Genomic DNA, 21,583 nt, shown 5'->3' with positions numbered 1-21,583 from the left:
CATGTTGAATGACAAACCATTTTCCGTGCTATGGCAACGCATGCTGGCGCGCGGCTGGCAACCGCTGACCGCATCTGAACTGGATGACTGGGTAACGCGTGTGCGTGATGGCGTGGTGCTGCTCAGTAGCGATCCCCGCCGCACGCCAGAAGTCAGCGATAACCCGGTAATGATTGCCGAGTTGCTCCGCGAGTTTCCCCAGTTTGACTGGCAAATCGCTATGGCGGATCTCGAGCACAGCGAGGCTATCGGCGATCGTTTTGGCGTATTCCGCTTCCCGGCCACGCTGGTATTTATCCACGGCGAGCTGCGCGGCATTCTCAGCGGCATCCACCCGTGGGCCGACCTGCTCAACCTGATGCGCCCCCTCGTTGAAGAACGCATCCCCCGGAGCCTGCAAGATGAGTGATACCTTTTTTCATCTGCTGGGACCGGGAACCCAGCCGGGCGATGACAGCTTCAGCATGAATCCCTTGCCCCTCACCTGCCAGGTCAACAGCAGCCCCAGCATGGCGAGGCTGGAAAACTGTCCGCACAGCCCGGCGGTGATGGCATTGTTAGCCGACGTGCGCCACCAGCTTAGCCAGAAAATCCCCGTAAAACAGGACGTGCTGGGATGGGATTTATCCACGCTCAACGCAGACGACCTCACGTTTTTGAATACGCTGCTCGGCGAAGGCGAAGTTTCCGTGCGTATCCAGCAGGCTGACGGCAGGGCGAGTGAGATTCAGGAGTCTATTTTCTGCGGAATCTGGCGGGTGCGTTGCCAGAATGACTTGGGTCAATGGGAGGAGCATCTGGAGGCAGGCAGCGCGCCACGGGCGCTGTGGCAGGCAGCAACAATCACGACGCTGCCAGACGATAGCCTGTTGCCTCAGCCCGTCGATGGGTTGATGAATGGCCTGACGCTGGCTCAGGAACTGCTGGCGCACGTGCGCGATCCGGCCACGCAACCTCATAGCATTAACCTCACCCAACTCCCGGTTAGCGATGCGGATCGCCAGTTCCTCTCCCGCCTGTGTGGCGAAGGGCGCATTCAGATCCGCACCATCGGCTACGGCGAGAGCCAAATCGACGCCACGGCGCTGCGCCATGTCTGGCATGTGCGCTGTCTGGATACCCTGAAAGGACTTCTGCTCGAGAGTTATGAGATCTGTCCATTACCGGAACTGGTACTGGCTGCTCCGGAGGATCTGCTCGACTCGCTCCAGCGTCTGGATGAAGTCTGTAGCTGGCTGGCATCCGGCCCGCCAGCCTGATCCCCTTCTCCCGACCCGCATACTTTTCTGCTGCGGGTCTGGCGTTTTCTTCCTTATCTGTTCACTCTCTAATGCCTGATGGAGTTCACATGTGGGACGTCATTGACTTATCGCGCTGGCAGTTTGCGCTGACCGCGCTGTACCATTTTCTGTTTGTTCCCCTGACGCTGGGGCTGATTTTTTTGCTGGCCATCATGGAAACCCTGTTCGTGGTGACGGGCAAAACAGTCTACCGCGACATGACGCGTTTCTGGGGAAAGTTATTCGGTATTAACTTTGCGCTCGGTGTGGCGACCGGCCTGACCATGGAGTTTCAGTTCGGGACTAACTGGTCGCTCTATTCCAACTATGTGGGCGATATTTTCGGTGCTCCGCTGGCGATGGAAGCCTTGATGGCTTTCTTTCTTGAATCCACATTCGTGGGGCTGTTCTTCTTCGGCTGGCAGCGCTTAAACAAGTACCAGCATTTACTGGTGACCTGGCTGGTAGCGTTTGGCTCCAATATCTCGGCCCTGTGGATCCTCAACGCCAACGGCTGGATGCAATATCCAACAGGCGCTCACTTTAATATTGATACCCTGCGCATGGAGATGAGCAGCTTTAGCGCGCTGGTTTTTAACCCCATCAGCCAGGTGAAATTTGTGCATACCGTGATGTCTGGTTATGTCACAGGCGCCATGTTTGTGATGTCCATCAGCGCCTGGTATCTGCTGCGTGGTCGCGCTCGCGAGTTCGCCCTGCGCTCCTTCGCGGTAGGTTCCGTCTTTGGCACACTGGCTATCCTCGGCACTCTGCAACTGGGAGATAGCTCAGCCTATGAGGTCGCCCAACGCCAGCCGGTAAAACTGGCGGCAATGGAAGGGGAATGGCAAACCGAACCGGCACCTGCGCCCTTTCATGTGATAGCCTGGCCGCAACAGGAGCAAGAGCGTAACGCCTTTTCCGTGAAGATACCGGCCCTGCTGGGTATCCTGGCGACTCACTCTTTAGATACGCCAGTTCCGGGGCTGAAGAACCTGATGGCAGACGCGCTACCCCGCCTGCAGCGGGGCCGGGAAGCATGGTTGCTGATGCAGGAAATCGCCAAAGGTAACCGCACGCCTCAGCTACTGCACGCTTTTCACACCGTGGAAAAAGATCTGGGTTACGGCATCCTGTTAGCAAACTACGCCCCTGACATGAACCATGTCACGCCAGCGCAATATCAGGCCGCACAACGCGGCGCTATTCCGCAAGTCGCCCCCGTGTTCTGGAGCTTTCGCATCATGATTGGATGCGGTTCCCTTCTGCTGCTGGTGATGGCGATTGCGCTGATACAGACCTTACGCTGGCGTATCGACCAGCATCGCTGGGTACTGCACATAACGCTGTGGAGCCTGCCGCTACCGTGGATTGCCATTGAAGCAGGCTGGTTTATGACGGAGTTTGGCCGCCAGCCGTGGGCGATTCAGGATATTTTGCCGACCTGGTACGCCCACTCTGCGCTGAGCGCGGGCCAACTGGCCTTCTCCATGGGGCTAATCCTCACGCTTTACACCCTGTTTTTAATTGCCGAAGTCTACCTGATGCAAAAAAACGCGCGTCTTGGTCCAGATGCGATGCAACGTCAACAACCGGCACAACAACAGGTATAAAGGAGAGCATCATGTTGGATTATGAAACGTTGCGGCTCATTTGGTGGCTGCTGATTGGCATTATTCTGGTGGCCTTTATGGTCACTGACGGGTTTGATATGGGGGTCGGCTGCCTGTTACCGCTGATCGCGCGCAACGATGATGAACGTCGGGTGTTAATCAATAGCGTAGGGGCGCACTGGGAAGGTAACCAGGTGTGGCTCATTCTGGCGGGCGGTGCATTATTCGCAGCCTGGCCGCGGGTCTATGCTGCCGCATTTTCGGGGTTTTATGTGGCGATGATTCTGGTGCTGTGCGCCCTTTTCTTTCGTCCATTGGCCTTTGATTATCGCGGTAAAATAGCGAATGCACGCTGGCGCGCCATGTGGGACACCGGGTTGGTTATCGGCAGCCTGGTGCCACCGGTTATCTTCGGCGTCGCCTTCGGCAATCTGTTCCTGGGGGTGCCTTTTGTGTTCACGCCACAATTACATGTGCAATACCTGGGCTCTTTCTGGGAATTGCTCTCTCCTTTTGCCCTACTGTGCGGCGCATTAAGCCTGATGTTGGTCATTATGCAGGGGGGCGTTTGGCTCCAGTTGAAAACCGACGGCCTTCTTCACCTGCGCGCGCTGTCTGCCGCCCGCCGCAGCGCGATGTTAGTGGTGCTCTGCTTCCTGTTAGCCGGGTACTGGCTGTGGACGGGGATCGACGGCTATGTGCTGCTTAGCCAGGATCCTAATGGTCCGTCCAACCCGCTATTAAAGGCAGTAACGACCGCACCGGGCGCGTGGATGGCGCACTTTGAAAATTCACCACTACTGTTGGTTATTCCGCTGTTGGGCATGATTTTTCCAATGCTCGCGATCTATGCCTGCGGGCAACGTCGGGCCGTGTGGGGATTTCTGTTTGCTTCATTGACCCAGACCTGCGTGATCTTCACCGCTGGAATCACCCTGTTTCCATTTGTGATGCCATCAAGCGCATATCCACTCTCTAGCCTGACGGTGTGGGACAGTACCTCCAGCCAGATGACACTCAGTATCATGCTGGTTATCGTGTTGATTTTCCTACCGATAGTTCTGCTTTATACCTTGTGGAGTTATTACAAGATGCTGGGACGAATCAACGTAGAAACAATCCGCCGCCACAACCACGAACTTTATTAGGGAGGACTGTACGATGTGGTATCTGTTTTGGTTTGTCGGCATTCTGCTGATGTGCACGCTCTCCACGCTGGCGCTGGTCTGGCTTGAGTCACGGCAGAAATAGCCCTGCGCGTGCGTTACGCTTCCTGGCTCCCCTGTTTATTCGGGGAGTCTTTATTCGTTCGCACAAAAGCAGCATGGCTGCACCCAAACCCTGGTTGGCACCAAGCTTATCTATAAACCGCAGAGTGGTGCTGCAATTTAAGTGGTGAGTTTTACGTCAGTTAACGCAGGCATCCCCCCTGTTCCGCGGAATGCCTGATTCACATTAGGAATTACGCCCCGGTCACCATCAACATATCATCTACAAAGTTTTTGGCGCGCGGAATATCCGACTCGTCGACGTGTTCAATGATCAGCGGAATATTTGGGTGGTTTTTCGCGAGCAGCTCCACATACAGCAAATAGTTAAGCGCCCCTAGCCCTGCTGCGGGCAGCTCCACCAAACCGGCTCCACGGAAGCTGTTATGCTCCGCTGCGCCGTCCCCGAATTTCTCAATCACCACGTCTGTTTTCTTACAATCTTTGGCATGGGCAATTTTAATTTTGCTATCCAGTACATTGAAGATGCTGTGCAGTGTTTCATCAATGGCGTCGATATTTTTATCATCAAAATAGTTGGTCGGATCCAGCGCCAGCCCCAGGCCGGGGTGATCGATATCGCGCATCAGTCGCGCCACCTGGCTGACCGAGCCGATAATGTTGTTCACGTAGTTTTCCACCAGGAATACCGCGCCGTGAGCGTAAGCAAAAGCAGCCAAATCGCGGGCGATGGCTTTAAATTCCTGATACGCCTCCTCAGTGCTGTTTTGCGGATCGTACAACCAGTCGCTATCGACGTTATAAGTGCCGGTTTCGCTGATCACATACGGCGTACCGAAGTCCCGCGCATGAGCGAGGATCTCTTTCACCGCTGCGATATTCTCGGCACGCTTCACCGGTTCCGGATGCACAAGGTTCGTATACGCCGAAATAGCGACGATAGGCAGATTGGCTTTGCGAAACGCGTCGCGCACCTGGTGCGCTTTCGCTTTGGTGATATGCCCCCGGCTCAGATCGATATCGGTAAACTCGAGGTCAAGCTGCACGCAACCCATCCCCGCCTGCTTAATCTTCGTGATGGTCTCTTCCAAGGAGTAGGGGTAGTAACCAGTAAAGATGCCTACGTTAATCATTTTGTATTCTCCTGAAGGATTTCATTGAGATAAACGGTTCGCTCTTCCTGAATAGAGGCATAACAGGCTTCAATACAGGCCAGCGTGCCGAGGTTGTCCTCAGCGCTGATTTCCGGCTGTGCGCCATGTTCCAGAGCGCACAGCAGGCTCGCCATGGTGCCGATAAAGGCATCCGGGAACCACTGGCGTTTCCATTGCGGGGCGATCCAGCGCTCGGGATACTCGCGTGACGCCAGTTTTAAGGTGCTGCCACAATACTCCGGCGGACGGCGATGCCAGCCGAAATCGCCTTCCGCCAACCCGTCGGTGCCCTCCACCCGCCAGTTGATATAATTATTTTTAGCGCAGAGTCCACCCGGCCAGGCCCAGACGTCGTCCAGACTGGTGGCGATCAGGCCATTGGCATACTGGAAAGTGTACTGGGTGATGCCATCGGTGTGTTCAAAAGCGGTACGCGGATCGGTGCGGCAAACAGCGGTGACTTTAACCGGATCGCCAAACAGGAAGCGGAAGGCATCGATATGGTGGATCGCCATGGCATACAGTTCGAGCTTTTTATACTGCTGAAGAAACTGCTGCCAGTCGGGAATAGCGCGCATATCAATGCTGGCAAGTACCGGCGTGCCGATCAGTTGGTTATCGAGAATGTACTTCAGCGCCCGGATCGACGGGTCGTAACGCATATTGGAGTTCACCGCGATGGGGATACCGCTCTCTTTGCTGAGACGGACGATTTCGCGGCCAGCTTCCAGCGACATCGCCAGCGGTTTCTGACACAGAATGGCCTTCACGTTTTTCGCCGGAGAATGTTTGCCGCAGATAAAACGCACAATCGCTAACTGGATATGCGGCGGCACGGCGATATCAATAATCTCGATCTTCGGATCGCACACCATCTCCTGCCAGCTAGCGTAGGTTTTAGGGATGTTAAATGCCCGGGCCAGTCGCTGGCTGTGGGCATTTTCCAGCGAGGTTATCCCATATGGCGTAAACCCCGCTTTCTGGTAAGCCACCAGATGGCAATGCTCAACGATAAAACCCGCGCCGATAATACCGATTTTGTAGTCTTTTCGCTGTGGTAACGCCGGACGTGTCACCTGCTCTAATAAGCGCTCTAACGAATCCATAATGACCCCGTTTATGTTTGGCGGCGAGAGCTCGTCTCGCCGGAAATATTCAGCGCAGCGTATTTCCCTTCACCGACGCGTTGTCCGCAAGCGGAGAAGCATGGCGCTGTTTTTGCAGCCAGAACTGCTCGATCTCTTCCAGCGATTTTCCTTTGGTTTCCGGCAACATAAATTTGGCAATCGCCAGTTGAATCAGGCACATCACGGCAAAGAAATAGAAGGTGTTATTGCCGCCGAATGTTGCCAGCGTAAAAGGAAACAGCCAGACCACCAGGAAATTGAATATCCACTGGGTAAAGGAAACCAGCGCCACGGCTTTACTGCGTATCGCATTGGGAAACATTTCCGAGACCAAGGTCCAGAATACCGGTCCGATGCAGGCGGAAAAGCAGGCGATATAGGAAAATAAAAAGAGCAGCGTCACCAGCACCGGCAAGGAGTGATGGAACGAGAAGCCCAGGAAAAACAGCGACACGCCCATAATCAACGAGCCATAGAAATAGAGTGGCCGCCGCCCTACCCGGTCAATTAACACCACACCGATTACGGTTGCGATCAAATTGATGACGCCCATAAAGATATTGAAATAGAGCGCTGAACTAATAGAAAATCCGGCGGCCATCATAATCTTCGGTGCATAATCTAGCGCGGCGTTACAGCCAATTAACTGCACCAGCACCGCCAAAATCAACCCTAATACAATGCTGTTGCGTGAATCTCTGTCAAACAGCGCACCGGCATTGGCTGCGTGATGAGCAGCGAGATTTTTCTCTACGTCATTGGTAATGCTTTGTGCTTCGCCTGGCGAATAAAACCGTTGCAGTATCGCCAGCGCTTTTTGTTTTTGTCCACCGATGGTCAGCCAGCGCGGGCTTTCCGGAATAAACAGTAGTCCAATAAAAAACACCGCTGCGGGAACCACACCGGAGATAAACATCAGCCGCCAGTTATTTTCCAAATCCTTTAGAAAATAATTGGTCATATAAGAGAGCAAAATACCCAACATGATGCACAACTGGTAAACCGCGGTCATCCGCCCGCGCATTGACGCCGGGGCCATCTCCGCCACGTACATCGGCGAAAGCACTGAAATTGCGCCAACACTAATCCCGCCTAATAGACGATTAAGGATGAATGTGGTCTCATTGGTGGCGATGCCAGTTCCCGCACAGGAAATACCAAATATAATAGCGGCAACAATCAGAACGCGTTTGCGGCCAAATTTATTGGTAACGTATCCCGACCCGAATGAACCGATAATACAACCTACAAGTAATGAACTTACGCCCCATCCAAGCTGGAGTTCATTCCAGCTGAAATAACTTTGGATAAAAGGAATAGCGCCAGCAATTATCGCGATATCAAAACCAAACATGATCCCGCCGAAAATGGCAACGCAGCAACTAAAGTACAAATAGAATGGATATTTCATCGTCACAATCCTTACCGGGATACGGGATCTATGAAAGGAAAAGCTGCCCCTATCACCCTGTCGTGTGCCTGCGATAATCCGCTATTAATTCGGCTGTTGCGGTTACCCAACAGCCGACTGATTAGTTAAGCTCCGGAACGTAATTCTCTTTAATCCGCTGGCGGCGCGTCACATAGTCGGGCAGCGGCTGAACATTAGTGCCTTCGGCAAACCACGCGAACGGATCGGTACTGGCCACCAGCGCGAAATTGGCCCACGGGTTAAACGAGCCGGAGCGAATGACGACTTTGGCTTTGTAGGCCAGTTCATTGCACAGCACTTCATGACTGGCTTCGCTGAAATCTGTCCCGGAGCCAGTAAAGATATCCTGCACCTGGCGGTACAAATCGCCATTGCAGTCGCGGACTTCGCGAGCAAATTTAATATCTTCGATAAACACTTCATGGCGCAGCACACGCAGAATATCGGTTACGTCGGGAATACCCGGCCAGAAACCAAGGTCGATGCGATTCGCGTTTGGCGGAATAGGGAAACCAGCGTCGGTCACCAAGATAATATCGGTATGACCGAGGGTGGACAGCGCCGCCGCGAGTTGGGGATGTAGGATACGTTCAGGTCTCATGGTTATCTCTCCGAATTGAGTTTTTATAATTAACAACCGAGAAATTGTTCGACTTCTTGACGCGTTTTGTAGGAGGGCACGGTTTCCCAGTCGCAGCAGCACAATGCAGCGGTGGCATTGGCGAAAAATGCCGCTTTATCGACGGACTGCCCTTCACTGAGCGCGACAGCTAATCCAGCGTTGAAGCTGTCTCCCGCGCCGTTGCTGTCTACCACGTCCACTTTGCAGGACGGGATTTCCAGGGTATCGGTGCGACTGAACACCGCGCTGCCCGCTTCGCCAAGCGTCATCACCACATATCGGCAGCCGGTCTCCAGCAGTAAATCAGCAATTTCCCGGTTGCTGCGAGTATCGTCGGGAGCCAGCCCAAGCACCACGCGGGCTTCGGTTTCGTTTGGCGTCAGGTAATCGATATGGCTGAGGTTTACGCCGCGTAAGTCCCTGGCCGGGGCGGGATTGAGAATGGTGATGTTGCCGAGCTGCTTAGCGAGATTCAGGCCATAGAGCGCGGTCTCCAACGGGATCTCCAACTGCGCGAGCGCCACGCGGCTCTGCTCGATCAGCGCCTTTGCCTCATCCACGTGCGCCGGGCTGAACAGTTTATTGGCCCCCATATCCACCACAATTACATTACGAGCCTGATTATCTTTGATAATAAGGCCCGCTCCGGTGGGTAATTCTGGGGTTAAGGTTAACGCATCGATATTGACGCCTTCGTCACGCATCAGGGTCACAAATTCATGGCCGAAGGTGTCATCGCCCACCACCCCGGCATAGGCCACTTTTGCCCCGAGCCGAGCCGCCTGCACCGCCATATCCGAGCCTTTTCCGCCCCAAGTCTGGCGAAAATCGTCGCCGATTAACGTTTCGCCCACCATGGGGATGCGATCTGCCGTCATGACCAGCGCTTTGGCATAACTGCCAAAGATAAAAATACTCATTAGTAATTCCCCTTTTCGACTGAAAGTGGCACAACGCTGCGCCGCCGCAATTACGCTTGCGGCGGCAACACATTAATAGGCGTTGATATCCCCGGTCAGGCCTTTAACCAGTTCCGGCCCGGAACTGGTGCCGACCAGTTCGGCCCCAGCTTCGAACATCGCTTTCATTTTTTCCAGGGTATTGACCTTACCTGATACTTTTACCCGACACGGTAACTGAATATTGGCTTTGAGAAGTCGGACATCTTCTACCGTCGCTTCGCAACCGCCCTTGCCCCAGCCGCTGGACTGTTTCACCCAATCAATACCGGCTTCAAAGGCATAACGGGTGGCTTTGATTTTCAGCGCCTCTTCGGTGATGAAACCAAACTCCAGCATGGCTTTGACTTTCATCCCCAGGTCATGGGCCACATGGACCACGCTTTTCAGCTCGTTGAAATAGAGATCTTCCTGGCCGCCCAACAGATAGCCAGGGTTTGGCGGGAAGTCGAACTCATCGGCCCCCTCTTTCGCCAGCTCGCGTACCACCGCTATTTTCATCGCCGTGGTGTCGTTGGCCATCGGGAAATTGACTGTGGTCGCCACCCGCACGCCGCTACCTTTCAGCATTTCTTTGGCAAGGGAAACCCAGCAGGGTGCAATCATGGCGGCATCAAATTGATACTGCATGCAGGTTTCCAGATGTTGAATCACCCCTTCGCGCGTCAAATCCGGGTTGACGTTGGTGTACTGAATCGCCCTGGCGATCTGGCGCGGATCGTTAAAATCAATCATGGACAGCTCCTGTCTGGTAAGTAAAAAACCTTTAAGTGCGCAGTGAATATGTCGTTACTGTAGGCAGGATGGCGACTAAGCGTGATAGGCAGAATTCTCTCAAACATGGATGAAATTTCCATGTCAACGGAAATGTGAGCAAGCTCAAAAATTAGTCACAATCAACTGAGTACTGGACGGCGAAAAATGCCACCATAGCGGGCGAAACGGTCAGATAACAAACCAGGCAGCTATGTCAAAGCAAAAACAACACACCCGCGCGATCGCCAACTGGTATCGGGGTTCCGACGAGTTTTCCACCCTGATGAACTACCGGATCTTACGTGCCGGGCATATTGAAGCCGCCGCAGATTTCCACGTTCATCGCCAGTCGGTGGTAGGCCACGAGCTGCTGTTTTGCCTGCGCGGAGCAGGGTTTATTCGCATTGAAGACCGGCATTATCCGGTGCGGGAAGGGCAACTCGCCTGGTTGCCGGTGCGCTGGCCGCATGAGCATTACCCCGACAAACAGTCTCCGTGGGAAATCCTCTGGCTGCGGATAGAGGGTTCAAAACTTAACAATATCATGCAGATAATGGACGTACCTCAACGTCCGGTTTTCCAGTTCGAGCAGCCGGAAAAGATCGTTGAAATTTATCACCATATTTTTGATCTGATGAACAGCTACACCCTGGTGGCCGATGCGCACTGCGATATGCTGTGCAGCCAACTGATATTTACCCTGCTGGAAAATCGCAGCTACGAAGCCGCGCAGTCGCAGGTAATCACCCATCGCGGGCTGGGCAAGCTGCTGTATCAGATTCACAGCCACTACAACGATGACTGGAATATCGAGAAATTTATGCACTATTGTCAGGTAAGTAAGTCACAGCTGTTTCGCTTGTTCCAGGCCACGTTTAACCAGAGCCCATTGAAATGGCTCAAGAATTACCGGCTGTCTCAGGCTCGGCGATTATTGGTCGAAACCCAGGAAAGTATCAGCCGAATTGCGGTTCAGGTGGGATATAACGATCCGCTGCACTTCTCGCGGGATTTTCATCGCGCGGTTGGGTTATCGCCCAGCGCGTTTCGCAAGCAGGAGCAGTTGGAAGGGACGCATACAATCTGACATTTGCATCAGACTTCGTTACTTACGGTCCGTAAACGAGCTGCCCCGATAAGGGAGCGATAATTGCCAACTTTTAGGTAACCACCTCGTTCGGTAACCTTGTTTCCATATCAAAATCAAATATTACGCAGGGGTTTACATGAGCGTAAATCAGTGGCGTAACTAAAAAAGTTAACATGGCGAATACGCCCCACGGCTAACATCTTAACAACGGGATCGTCACCTCCATCGCCAACAAATTGTTGAAGAAATGCCAGATAAAATATTAATGTTTTAGGAATACTGACATTGGAAAGAACACTATACAAAACATCGAGAGCAAGTTCTTTCGCGAACTGTCCGAAGTATTTGTTCCCCCCTAATCAGCGTTATCCGGATAAGCATTTGTTAAGTTTTATCCTGTCTAATAAATTATCTGACACGTCATGGGTTAATACTAATGAAAAAATTGGTGTTGTTGCCGCAATTCCTGCAGTTGTTTCTGTTTTTGCATCAGGAACCTAGTCAGACGTACTCTGGAGCTGTGAACTAACGTCTTATTGCCACCAACATGAGCCCTTAACCTGCAGCTATCATTTTTAGAGTTTTTTCACCTCGAAGTCAGGTAGAGAAAATTGAGTAATGAAAGCATTGAGCGCGTTGGTATCCGGCAGTGCGGTCAGTGCCCCTTTGCACGTTGTCGCGAGGGCACCACAGGCACTGGCCTGAGCAATCGACTGGCGAAGCTGTTCAACGCTCTGCGGCATCCCACTATGTGCAATCCAGGCCAGCAAACCTGCTACAAACGCGTCGCCAGCCCCAGTCGTATCAACACTGTCGACGGTATAACCGTTGAAATGTATGACGCTATCGCGCCATAGCACCATGGCCCCCTGCGCCCCGTAGGTCACGACTTTCAGTTGCGCAGGAAGCGCCTTAAGGCTGTCAAGCGCCAAGGAAAAATCATGCGTACCTGTTATCCAGTACCATTCTTCTTCCGAGAGTTTAAGAATGTCGACCTGTGAGGAGAAATGACGCACTGTCTCGACCATTTCATGCTTATCGAGCCACATTTGCTCTCGTAAATTGACATCGAAACTCAGTAATCCCCCATGCTGTTTTACGTGGCTGATGGCGGTGACTAATGTTTCACGACACGTTTTGGCAACCAGGGCCAGAGAACAGAAATGCAGAATATCGTCGCTAAAGTCAGGAAGCGCATCGGGCGTTAAAAATTGATCCGCGGAGGGGTCGGTTAAAAATGTAAATCCCCGCTCCCCAGAGCAACCCAGAGAGACCAATACCGTGCTGGTTTTGTGCTGATTATCCAACTGGAGACTTTCGGTTGAGACACCTGAGTCAGACAGCGTTTTTTTCAGGAAATGACCAAAGTCATCATCACCGACCCGGCCAATAAAACCACTCTGGCAGCCCAAACGCGCAGAACCAATTGCCACATTGAACGGGGCTCCTCCTGCGCAAGCTTGATATTGCATGTCTGAAAGCGGTAGAAGATCCACCACTGCATCGCCAAGAGTCCAGATTTTCATGACATTTCCTCAATAATAATTAACTTATTTTTTAAACGCGACCTGCGGGAAGGTCATTTATTAATAGCGCTTAAGCGTGTTCAGGTGCCATGGATTATCCAGGCGTACGGTTTAAAAGTTATAATCCAGCATCAGTTTATATTCGGTGGTAATAGCTTCACCGTGAGTGACCCAGCTTCCGTCTTGTTTTATCAACGAGCCAGTCACCTCTCCGGACACGGTAAAACGAGAGGTCAAAGGATAATTCGCCGATACCTTTAGGAAGCGATTGCGGGTATTCTGGAAAACTTCGCCATCTTCAGGCCGTGCATTGTATTTCTTATAATGGCCATACCCGCTGCTGAGCGTTGTGGATAATTTCCCCCAGTTGCGCCAGACGCCGACTGACGTGGTCCAGCTTTTTTCGTCTATATCGCCCCACTGCGCCCTGTCTAAAATGGCAGACGCGAATTGCTGGCGGAACCAGATGCCGGTGGTGTTATTAATAATATATTGCACGCCAGGCTCAATCTGAAATGAGCGCACATCACGGTCATTTTGCGACCCACCGCTGCGGCGGTGATCGATTTGCTGATACAGATAGTTAAAGAATGAGAAATTGTCCGTAACACGCAGATCGGTAAAGAACTTAATGCGTCCTTGCCAACGGTCCTCAATTGATGCGCTTCCGCCCATCACATCCCAGCCATAGCGCAGACGTTTGTAAAAATATTCATGCCCGATAATCAACTGAGTCCACTGGTTTTGGCTGAGGTAAGACTGATCCTCCCATGTTCCGTTATAGTTGGTGGTTCTGCCTTCAGAGAAAGCCAAATACCACCCGGGTAATGCATCGTGCCGCATCACCCCCTGCACAAACGTCAGCGAATCATTCCCGTTGTGGAAATGGCTGTTGCGCCAGTTATTATCCTCAATGGCATATTTCATTTTCAGTTGGCCATGAACGCGGCCACCAGCAGGATTGGAGGAGCGGGCTGAGGTCCACATAACCTCTTCGTCCAGATAGGACCACGGGTCCACGGCAACAACCTTTCCCGACGGATCCTTCATGATGCTCATGCTCGCATTCGCCAGCGCGGGAAACAGGAGAGCAAAAATAACAGACAGGGCATGATAGTTTTTCATAATAATATCCCGTTAGATCATTTCTTTTATTTTCAACGTCGCGTGAAAATTGTCGTTTTGAGGCAGGCTAATACTCCACGGCTTCTCCTGCATGGAATACATCCGGGTACTGAATGCCGCTTTATTGTTTATATAAAAGACAGCAATTGAGTTTTGAATGAGAACGCGTAACTCAATATTTTCCCCAATCGGAACATCCACCCAGGATTCCGCGTTAGCCTGATGAATCGACGCGAGCTGCGCGTTGAAAAAATAGACTTTTCCTTTGCTCTTATTGAACACAACGTTAAGCATCGCATCACTGACTCTGTCGCCGGTCAGACCAAAGCTCATCACCATCCCGGCGGAAGGAACGTCGATGGTTGCACTCAACTCACCGCGTTCAGGTAAGGCCGGGTACAGCGCCGACTGTAAGGGGCCGAACGACGTGGCCGTTTTAAGCGTTTTAGTGCTCGTTAAGGTAGTCACCGGACCAGGATTCTCACTGATGACCATCTGAAGCTCCTGGGGGAGGATACTGTTGAGCTGGCCCTGGTCATCTGCAATGAGCTCATGCGCAACCAGATTTCCTGCCCAGTCAATGTTGCCGCTGTCACTGTTCCCGGCTTTCGTCGGGATCCAGCCGAAAACAAACAGCCGATCGTTTTTGAGCACCAGTTTACCCGCGTAAAAACCCGAGCCATCGACCACATAATTGTCCAGTTTTCGCCACGGCCCATCCGGATTGTCCGCAACCCGGTATTGTGTCAGGCGTAACGGCCATTGGTCGCTAAAGCTGAGATACCAGCGTCCGTTGAAGTAAACCAGTGTCGGGCATTCGAGGTTGGCATTACTGGTGATGGTGTCGTTATCAAAAAATACGCCGCGGTCTTCCCAGTGCTTTAAATCCGTTGAACTGTATCGGGCAATAACGCCACGACCGTTACTGCGCGTGGTAATTAACATCCAGTATTCTTTCTTTTCCTCTACCCAAACAACGTGAGGGTCCCGGAAATCATTACCCCGATAATTACCGCCGGGTAAAATGGTGTCCTGCGGGTGTTTCACCCAGTGAAGGCGATCCTTACCGGTCGCGTGCATAATAGACTCAACCGGGAACACATTTTCATTGTGTGCGGTGTACCAGGCATGCCAGGTATCGCCGACTTTAATAATCGAACCGGTTCCCAATAACAGTTCAGGATCGTCAACGTCGTTAACGTAGGGGATCACTTCGGAATGGTTCTGATAATCATACAAGTTGGCACTCGACAAGAGATGAAAAGCATGTACCCCCAGATCGCTGCCGCCGCGGACGTCATTAAGATAATAAATATCAAATTTGCCATCGTTAAAAACGGGCATGGGGTCACCCACGAATGAACCTTCAACCCGCGGGAAAAAGCCATTAATATGGGTGATACTTTTATTCTGTAATGTTTCTTTCGAAGGCTGCGACCAGGCCGGAGTATTACCAAGCGAAAGCGCAAGCAGAGCGACGGATGCCACTAATGTTAATTTTTTCATGCTACACCTGAATGTCAGAAGTTATAATTCACGCCAACAACAGTAAACGGATTCCATGAGTGGCCGGTCGATGTCCAGAGCCCGGTTTCTTTCGTAAATTGTGCTTTGAATTCACCGTATAATCGCACTTCACCAAATACTGGATAACTCAGCGTACCGCCGATAAATTTATACCGGCCGTCATAGAAAACTTCACTGGCATTACTGGCGTTATCTATTTTGTCCTGGCCAAATCCAACATACAGCGAGGTTAATAACGGATACCAGTTACGCCAGAGCCCGGCCGTGACTTTCCATTCCTCTTCTACAATGTCGCCCCAGCTTTGACGCTCTTGACGGTTATAGTAATAATAGGGCCGCAAATAGAGTCCGAGATCCGGATTTACGCGGTATTGAATGGCTGGCTCAATTTCGAATATATACTGTTCCAGATCGCCATTCCCCGGTTCGTTACCCTGAGGCTGATATTCGCCATAAGCGTATCCGGCCAGGCTCCATTTGTTGGACAGTCGCAGGTCCTGCCAGACCTTGAACCGGTTTTTCCAGCGCTTTGTTGCCGTTTCGGAACCGACCATGACTTCCGTACCGATATTACCTCGCCAGGTTTCAAAAATATGTCCCACAAAAAGTTCATTGATAGTATTGGTGCCTTTGTAGTCCTGATTACTGAATTGTCCTTTATAACTGTCTTCTCTAGCATTCCAGAAACCAAAATACCAGTTAGGTAATTCATCGTGCCTTAAAAAAGCCTGTATGGTGGCGAGCTTGAACTTGCCGCTGTTTTTCTTATTATTACTCCAGCGAACATCGTCAATTTCTATCTGAGACCCGATGTTCCCATGCAGGCCACCGACTTCCATATTACGACCGATACTGTTCCAGTGAACCGGCGGATCTTCCTGCCTTAAACGCAACAGACTGACGTCTTCGGGGTTATCCACTTTATGACTCTCTTTCACTTCAGCTTTTTTATTCTTCGTTGGCGCGGATAACGTCACGGGCTCTGACGACGTAGTGAGTTCAGGCTTTTGACCTGCAGCAACCGGAGAAGATGAAGCGCTAAGGGACAATTGTTCATTGCCTTTATTGACTGGTGATACATTCGTTCTGTTGGTGTCTGATTCATCCTGAAAATAGCTTTGATAGTTTCCCGTAACGTCTTCAGCAATCGCAGGAAATGCCGCTAATGTCACCATTAATGCCAGCGTCTGTTTTCCTGGAACAAATATATTTTTATCTTTCGAGTTAATGCAATTTTGAGGTATTACGCTTTCATCCATTTTGCTCTCTCATTATTCCAGACAATAACATGCCAGCCAGAGACTGGCAGAAATAAAAAATACACCATGCAAGAAACAGCTCGGAACTGAAAATTATTTATCTAAAGACCAGTATCCCGCATCGTATAATGAGGCCGCCCCCTGATTTGCAAACAATGAAATATCGCGCTCGCCCGGCTGCGGATAAATACGACTGCTTAAGCAAGCGTCACCATCGTTAACAAAAACTTCCACCGATGAGCGGTCAATAAAAATTCGCAGTGACAGAACGCTGCCAGCTGGTAGCGGAATACTGCGAGTACCTTCCAGCGAATATTCTGGATAGCGACGCTCCACCACCAGACGCCCGGCCTGATCATCGACGTAAATTCTCAGCCCGTCGCCCAACGCGATACCAAACTGTTCAGCCGTCGATGCACTCAAATCCCATGCCAGCTGTACTTCGACCGCATCGGCATCTGCCGCGACAAGGACGTTCTGATTGTTCAGGCAGCGGACGGGGGTGGGATAATAACAGCCACGCAGCGCGGTCACTTCGGCAGCAGGTTTCATCCTCACATGATCATCATCGACAAGGCTTAATTCGCGCGGAAGCGAGAGCATTCCGGCCCAGCCATCCTGCTGTTCAGGCATCGGTGATTCCCACATATCCAGCCACCCAATGACAATGCGTCGGCCATCCGGAGTCACGAAACTCTGCGGGGCATAAAAGTCGTGGCCGTGGTCCAGCTCGGTAAATTGTCCGCTGTGGGTGAACGGTTGACCTGGCTGCCAATCCCCAAGTAAATAGCCACTCTGGAACAGATTGCGATAGTGATACCCTTCCGCAGCCATACCCTGTGGCGAGAACATCAGGATACGCTTCTCTCCCAGGGGGAAGAAATCCGGGCATTCCCACATAAAGCCCTTGCCTTCATCAGCCTCGGCGAAGATGCCTTCATCATGCCATTCGCGGAGATCGGTGGAACGGTACAGGCGTACCTGGCCGCTATTCTCTACGCGGGTACCGACAACCATGTACCAGAACTCACCTTCGCGCCACACCTTAGGATCGCGAAAATGATGCAGTCCGGGCGGCGTATCAATCACCATACCATGCCGTTCAAAATGGATGCCGTCACGACTGGTCGCCAGACACTGCACTTGGTAGAGGTTGTCGTCTGTGTCCGCCGGGCCGTGAAATTTATGTCCGGTATAGATCAGCGCCAGTGTATCGCCGTCCACCACGGCGGAGCCGGAGAAACAGCCGTCTCTGTCCGCCGGGCCTTCCGGCGCTAGCGCGACGGGCAGATGTTCCCAATGCACCAGATCTTTGCTTCGGGCGTGCCCCCAGTGCATCGGCCCCCATTTCGGGGAATAGGGGTGGTGTTGATAAAAAGCGTGATACCAACCGTCAAACCATACCAGGCCATTAGGATCATTCATCCAGCCTGCGCGAGGAGCAAGGTGATAGCGCGGATACCAGCGCGGATTAATCCCGGATTGTGCTTTTTCAAGCACCTGTTCAGCCTGTACTAATAAGGATGTCATCGTCTTTACTCTCAGTGCATTACACAGCGTTTTGCTGCAGAAAAGATGGCTCAGATGAGGATTTAGTTGAGCGCAAAAGGAAAATGGAAATAAACGTGGTGCTGAACACCATGATGCCCATGATCAGATAGGATTGGGCGAAGCCAAATCTCTCATAGCTAAAGCCTGCCAGCGGGGACAATACGGTGCCAATGACGGAGCTGGTGCAGGCGAATCCCACCAGATAAATGGTGGAGGAGAGACGTTTGTCGAAATTCAGACTGTTGTATTTAAATATGGCGACTAACAATATTGGCAGTTCGACCGCGTGAAGCAGTTTGGTAATAGAGATAAGCAAGGGGCCTTCCACCAGCCCGGAAGCAATCATGCGCAGCGCCATCACCATTCCGGCGAATATCAAACCATTTTTAGCGCCAATGCGATTAACTAGCCAGGGCGCACAAAACATACCCGCAGCCTCGAGAAAAACCTGGAAAGAGTTTAAATAGCCAAACATCTCGTTCCCTTCTCGTAATGTCGGGAACTGTGACGAGAAATAGACCGGGAATTGCTGATCGTATACGCCGTAAATGCAGGTTCCTACCACGAAGAATATCAGCGCCCAGAAGCGCGGCAGAGTGAGCAGACGCAGGGCGTCTTCCAGAGAAACTTTTTTCGCGCCGATTTCGAGTTTCTCCATGCTTGCCGGCGCGGCCACCTTTAAGCGGGCTAGCAGACAGAAGAAGATTAAGCCTGAGCAAGAGGCCACCAGGAAGTTAAGGTCAGGGTTGATATTAAACAGTAACCCGGCAAAAAACGTAGCGACAGCCCAGCCCAGAGACCCCCACATGCGTGCCCGCCCAAACTCAAAGGTACTCTGACGCGCAACACGCTCGGTATAGGACTCCAGAACGCCAATACCGCCATTAAACGTCAGCCCGATAAATAAGCCCCCGAATACGCTACCCAGCAGAATATTAACGCTCAGCAAATAGCTAAAAAGTAGATAAGCCGGGCCGGAGAGGATCAGCAAGGCGGTGATAAACCATAACAAATGTTTACGCAGACCAAGCCGGTCCTGGATAAAGCCATAACAGACTTGCGCGAAGAGCGCGGAAACGGATAAAACGGAAAAAATAATCCCGGTTTCCGATGCCTTTAGCCCCACCTCCTGGTGAAGCCAGATAGAGAGAAGTGAACTTGATGAGGACCAGGTCACAAAGAAAAAGAACAGCAGAGCGCTGAGCAGCATGTAACTTTGAGTAGGCCGTTTTTTCATCTATGTAATCTCGCAAGAAGGATATGCTAAGATGGTAACGTTAACATTTAAGACGTACACTCGATTTTGGTGGGATACTCGATGTTAATCACAAAAGTTAACGTTAACATTAATGTGTTGAGATCGCGCTCAAACTTTTGAGCATGACTTGCGTAACCCTGGGTATCGGTGCCTAGAATAGGACATTCGCATTGGCTCAAAACACCTTACAGGGTTAAATGCATTCAGATAATGGAAAACTATGGCGTCTTTAAAAGATGTGGCCAAACTGGCCAATGTATCGCTCATGACGGTTTCACGGGTGCTGAATGACCCGAAACGCGTAAAGCCTGAAACCCTGTCCCGGGTGCAGGAGGCGATCCTGCAGTTAAATTACGTGCCAGACCTCTCAGCCCGGCAGGTTCGTCGTGTCGGCTCCCGGAACAAAACCATCGGTGTGCTGGCGCTGGATACCGTCACCACCCCTTTTTCGGTAGAAATCACGCTGTCTATCGAAGAAACCGCACGGGCGTATGGCTGGAACAGCTTCGTGGTGAATATGTTTACCGATGATAATCCTGACGATATTGTCGACCTGCTGCTCGCCCACCGACCCGGGGGGATCATTTTCACCACCATGGGGTTGCGTGAAGTGAGCATCCCGCCCCGGCTACTGGAGCACCCTTGCGTTCTGGCCAACTGCGAGAACAAGGGAGAACCGGTTGCCAGCTATATACCTGACGATGAACAAGGCCAGTATACGGCCGTACAGGCTCTACTGGCTGCGGGATACCGCCGCCCTCTCTGCCTGCATTTACCTGTCAACCATCTGGCGACGCGTCGCCGCCGTCGGGGGCTTGATCGCGCCTACCGTGAAGCCGGTATCGATCCTGATACGCTTGAGCACTGCTATATGCAATTTGGCGATGAGCACTACCGGGATATTCCGGAGATGCTGCTGGCGCATATCGTTCAGGGGAAACCGCGATTTGATTCGGTCATCTGTGGCAACGACCGTATTGCATTTATGGTGTATCAAACGCTGTTGACGCAGGGTATCCGAATCCCACAGGATATTGCCGTTCTTGGCTACGATAATCTTGTAGGCATCGGAAATTTGTTTTTACCCCCACTATCCACGGTCCAACTGCCACATTATGAGATTGGTCGCTTAAGTACATTGCACATTATCAATGGCGACACCCACCGGGACAAGGTGCTGGTCGAGAGCCCCTGGCTCAGACGCGAATCATTCTGAGAAAGCAGTTTTTTACAACCGTCCCTTTTATGCCAGCCTGGACTATACGATTTCAAGCTCGCCATGAACCAGAAACCCGCCGATATGGTTCATAAAATTAGCTGGCCTCTAAATGCTTCGCTATTTTCGCTCATCCTGGTTAGGCCAGACGGCGCCACCCGTTTTATCAGAATTTAACCGTCACCTGATTTCCGACAACCCACGCGTCTTTAATCTCCTCACTTCCTCCCGGATGAGCGAGTAACTGAAGGTTAGGACGTACAGTCAGCCAGGGAGTAAGGAGAAAACTATAATGCAACTCTGCGACATATTCGGCTTTGCGAACCGGTACATACAGAGGATTATCATAATCAACAATACCCCGCATTTGGTTCAGGAGTTCCGCCCGACGGGCTACTCTTTCAAGTAGGTTATCATCGTCGCTCATTGGCAGAAACGGCTGTGTTCCATACCAAAACCCTGCTGGGTGCTCATCTGAGCATTCGGGACTATGAACCGCAGGTGGGTGACGCGATGGCAATGGCTTAAGCGCTGGACCGGATGACGTTGTTTGATATGCCTCACAGCGTCCGGATCGCATAACAGATGCGGTAACGGGAGCCTGTCGTCTAACTCTGATTTATTCAACAAAGCCTCAACTTGATGGAATTTCCTTCGCATTACCAATAACTGTTAAGTTTGATCATGGCTATCTACGATAGCTTTTCCTAAGAAGAGGAGTTAGGGCTACCCTAAGTCCTCTCTAATACCTTTCATTAACTGAAGAAGACAACTAAAGTACTCAAGGATTACCCTGAAATGCATTTGCCGACGATTGATTGCCTAAGAATGATATTTATGCTGCTTATTTCGTCACTAT

At 51.6% G+C, this 21,583-nt stretch carries 19 protein-coding genes and 2 pseudogenes; 8 read left to right on the top strand and 13 right to left on the bottom strand.

Annotated features, from left to right (window positions below):
- The first annotated feature begins 1 nt into the window (after position 1).
- From hyaE to cbdX, 5 genes are all read left to right on the top strand, one after another.
- Positions 2-409, top strand: a complete 408-nt coding sequence (gene hyaE / locus N0B36_RS00415; RefSeq protein ID WP_109017859.1) for a hydrogenase-1 operon protein HyaE — start codon at positions 2-4, stop codon at positions 407-409.
- Positions 402-1,259 carry a hydrogenase expression/formation protein gene (locus N0B36_RS00410; protein WP_259685183.1) on the top strand — a complete coding sequence of 286 codons (858 nt, stop codon included), beginning with the start codon at positions 402-404 and terminating at the stop codon, positions 1,257-1,259. The genes hyaE and N0B36_RS00410 overlap by 8 nt, the downstream gene beginning before the upstream one ends.
- Positions 1,260-1,348: 89 nt before the next feature.
- Entirely contained in the window at positions 1,349-2,893 is a 1,545-nt protein-coding gene (gene appC / locus N0B36_RS00405) for a cytochrome bd-II oxidase subunit 1 (RefSeq protein WP_259685181.1), read from the top strand.
- A gap of 11 nt (positions 2,894-2,904) precedes the next feature.
- On the top strand, positions 2,905-4,041 hold the full coding sequence (gene appB, locus N0B36_RS00400; RefSeq protein WP_259685179.1) for a cytochrome d ubiquinol oxidase subunit II: 1,137 nt from the start codon (positions 2,905-2,907) through the stop codon (positions 4,039-4,041).
- Between the two features lie 13 nt (positions 4,042-4,054).
- A complete protein-coding gene (gene cbdX / locus N0B36_RS00395; RefSeq protein WP_016151902.1) occupies positions 4,055-4,144 on the top strand; it encodes a cytochrome bd-II oxidase subunit CbdX in 90 nt (29 codons plus the stop codon).
- 211 nt (positions 4,145-4,355) lie between these two features.
- Here cbdX and N0B36_RS00390 read toward each other — a convergent pair whose 3' ends face one another.
- The 6 genes from N0B36_RS00390 to deoC form a co-directional block, all read right to left on the bottom strand.
- Entirely contained in the window at positions 4,356-5,255 is a 900-nt protein-coding gene (locus N0B36_RS00390) for a sugar phosphate isomerase/epimerase (protein ID WP_204566200.1), read from the bottom strand.
- The gene (locus tag N0B36_RS00385) at positions 5,252-6,382 is read right to left on the bottom strand and encodes a Gfo/Idh/MocA family protein (protein WP_049281638.1); all 1,131 of its coding nucleotides are present in this window, start codon (positions 6,380-6,382) and stop codon (positions 5,252-5,254) included. Before N0B36_RS00385 ends, N0B36_RS00390 begins: the two co-directional genes overlap by 4 nt.
- Before the next feature lie 49 nt (positions 6,383-6,431).
- Positions 6,432-7,814 carry a sugar porter family MFS transporter gene (locus tag N0B36_RS00380; RefSeq protein WP_049281639.1) on the bottom strand — a complete coding sequence of 461 codons (1,383 nt, stop codon included), beginning with the start codon at positions 7,812-7,814 and terminating at the stop codon, positions 6,432-6,434.
- A 121-nt stretch (positions 7,815-7,935) separates the two neighbouring features.
- Positions 7,936-8,436 carry a D-ribose pyranase gene (gene rbsD, locus N0B36_RS00375; protein ID WP_047498269.1) on the bottom strand — a complete coding sequence of 167 codons (501 nt, stop codon included), beginning with the start codon at positions 8,434-8,436 and terminating at the stop codon, positions 7,936-7,938.
- Positions 8,437-8,465: 29 nt separating this feature from the next.
- Positions 8,466-9,377 (bottom strand): ribokinase, encoded by a 912-nt coding sequence (locus tag N0B36_RS00370; RefSeq protein WP_047498266.1) that lies wholly within the window; start codon positions 9,375-9,377, stop codon positions 8,466-8,468.
- A 72-nt stretch (positions 9,378-9,449) separates the two neighbouring features.
- A complete protein-coding gene (deoC, locus tag N0B36_RS00365) occupies positions 9,450-10,151 on the bottom strand; it encodes a deoxyribose-phosphate aldolase (protein ID WP_049281640.1) in 702 nt (233 codons plus the stop codon).
- Between the two features lie 232 nt (positions 10,152-10,383).
- Here deoC and N0B36_RS00360 point away from each other — a divergent pair, with 232 nt between their 5' ends.
- The gene (locus tag N0B36_RS00360) at positions 10,384-11,259 is read left to right on the top strand and encodes an AraC family transcriptional regulator (protein ID WP_047498259.1); all 876 of its coding nucleotides are present in this window, start codon (positions 10,384-10,386) and stop codon (positions 11,257-11,259) included.
- Between the two features lie 578 nt (positions 11,260-11,837).
- Here the strand turns inward: N0B36_RS00360 and N0B36_RS00355 are convergent.
- The 6 genes from N0B36_RS00355 to N0B36_RS00330 all read right to left on the bottom strand — a co-directional run bounded on the left by N0B36_RS00355 (position 11,838) and on the right by N0B36_RS00330 (position 19,487).
- Complete coding sequence (locus N0B36_RS00355; RefSeq protein ID WP_047498256.1) at positions 11,838-12,788, bottom strand: aminoimidazole riboside kinase; 951 nt, start codon at positions 12,786-12,788, stop codon at positions 11,838-11,840.
- Positions 12,789-12,899: 111 nt separating this feature from the next.
- Entirely contained in the window at positions 12,900-13,913 is a 1,014-nt protein-coding gene (locus N0B36_RS00350) for an OmpG porin family protein (RefSeq protein WP_047498253.1), read from the bottom strand.
- Positions 13,914-13,925: 12 nt separating this feature from the next.
- Entirely contained in the window at positions 13,926-15,419 is a 1,494-nt protein-coding gene (locus N0B36_RS00345; protein WP_259685168.1) for a glycoside hydrolase family 32 protein, read from the bottom strand.
- A gap of 14 nt (positions 15,420-15,433) precedes the next feature.
- Positions 15,434-16,699: an OmpG porin family protein gene (locus N0B36_RS00340; protein ID WP_047498247.1), complete on the bottom strand. Its 1,266-nt coding sequence runs from the start codon at positions 16,697-16,699 to the stop codon at positions 15,434-15,436.
- 93 nt (positions 16,700-16,792) lie between these two features.
- On the bottom strand, positions 16,793-18,229 hold the full coding sequence (locus N0B36_RS00335) for a glycoside hydrolase family 32 protein (protein ID WP_259685166.1): 1,437 nt from the start codon (positions 18,227-18,229) through the stop codon (positions 16,793-16,795).
- A gap of 19 nt (positions 18,230-18,248) precedes the next feature.
- Positions 18,249-19,487: an MFS transporter gene (locus N0B36_RS00330; RefSeq protein ID WP_047498239.1), complete on the bottom strand. Its 1,239-nt coding sequence runs from the start codon at positions 19,485-19,487 to the stop codon at positions 18,249-18,251.
- Between the two features lie 241 nt (positions 19,488-19,728).
- Between N0B36_RS00330 and N0B36_RS00325 the strand changes: the two genes are divergently transcribed.
- A complete protein-coding gene (locus tag N0B36_RS00325) occupies positions 19,729-20,724 on the top strand; it encodes a LacI family DNA-binding transcriptional regulator (RefSeq protein WP_047498236.1) in 996 nt (331 codons plus the stop codon).
- Positions 20,725-20,890: 166 nt separating this feature from the next.
- On the opposite strand, the pseudogene N0B36_RS00320 reads toward N0B36_RS00325, so the two are convergent.
- Positions 20,891-21,127: pseudogene (locus tag N0B36_RS00320) on the bottom strand (carbohydrate porin); the annotation flags it as partial.
- On the opposite strand from N0B36_RS00320, the pseudogene N0B36_RS00315 reads away from it, so the two are divergent.
- A pseudogene (locus N0B36_RS00315) lies at positions 21,127-21,252 on the top strand (IS5/IS1182 family transposase); the annotation flags it as partial. The pseudogenes N0B36_RS00320 and N0B36_RS00315 overlap by 1 nt on opposite strands.
- Between the last annotated feature and the right edge of the window lie 331 nt (positions 21,253-21,583).

This window comes from Citrobacter sp. XY323 (genome assembly GCF_025106035.1).
GTDB lineage: Bacteria > Pseudomonadota > Gammaproteobacteria > Enterobacterales > Enterobacteriaceae > Citrobacter > Citrobacter braakii.
This window is presented reverse-complemented; position numbering and strand designations above follow the sequence as displayed.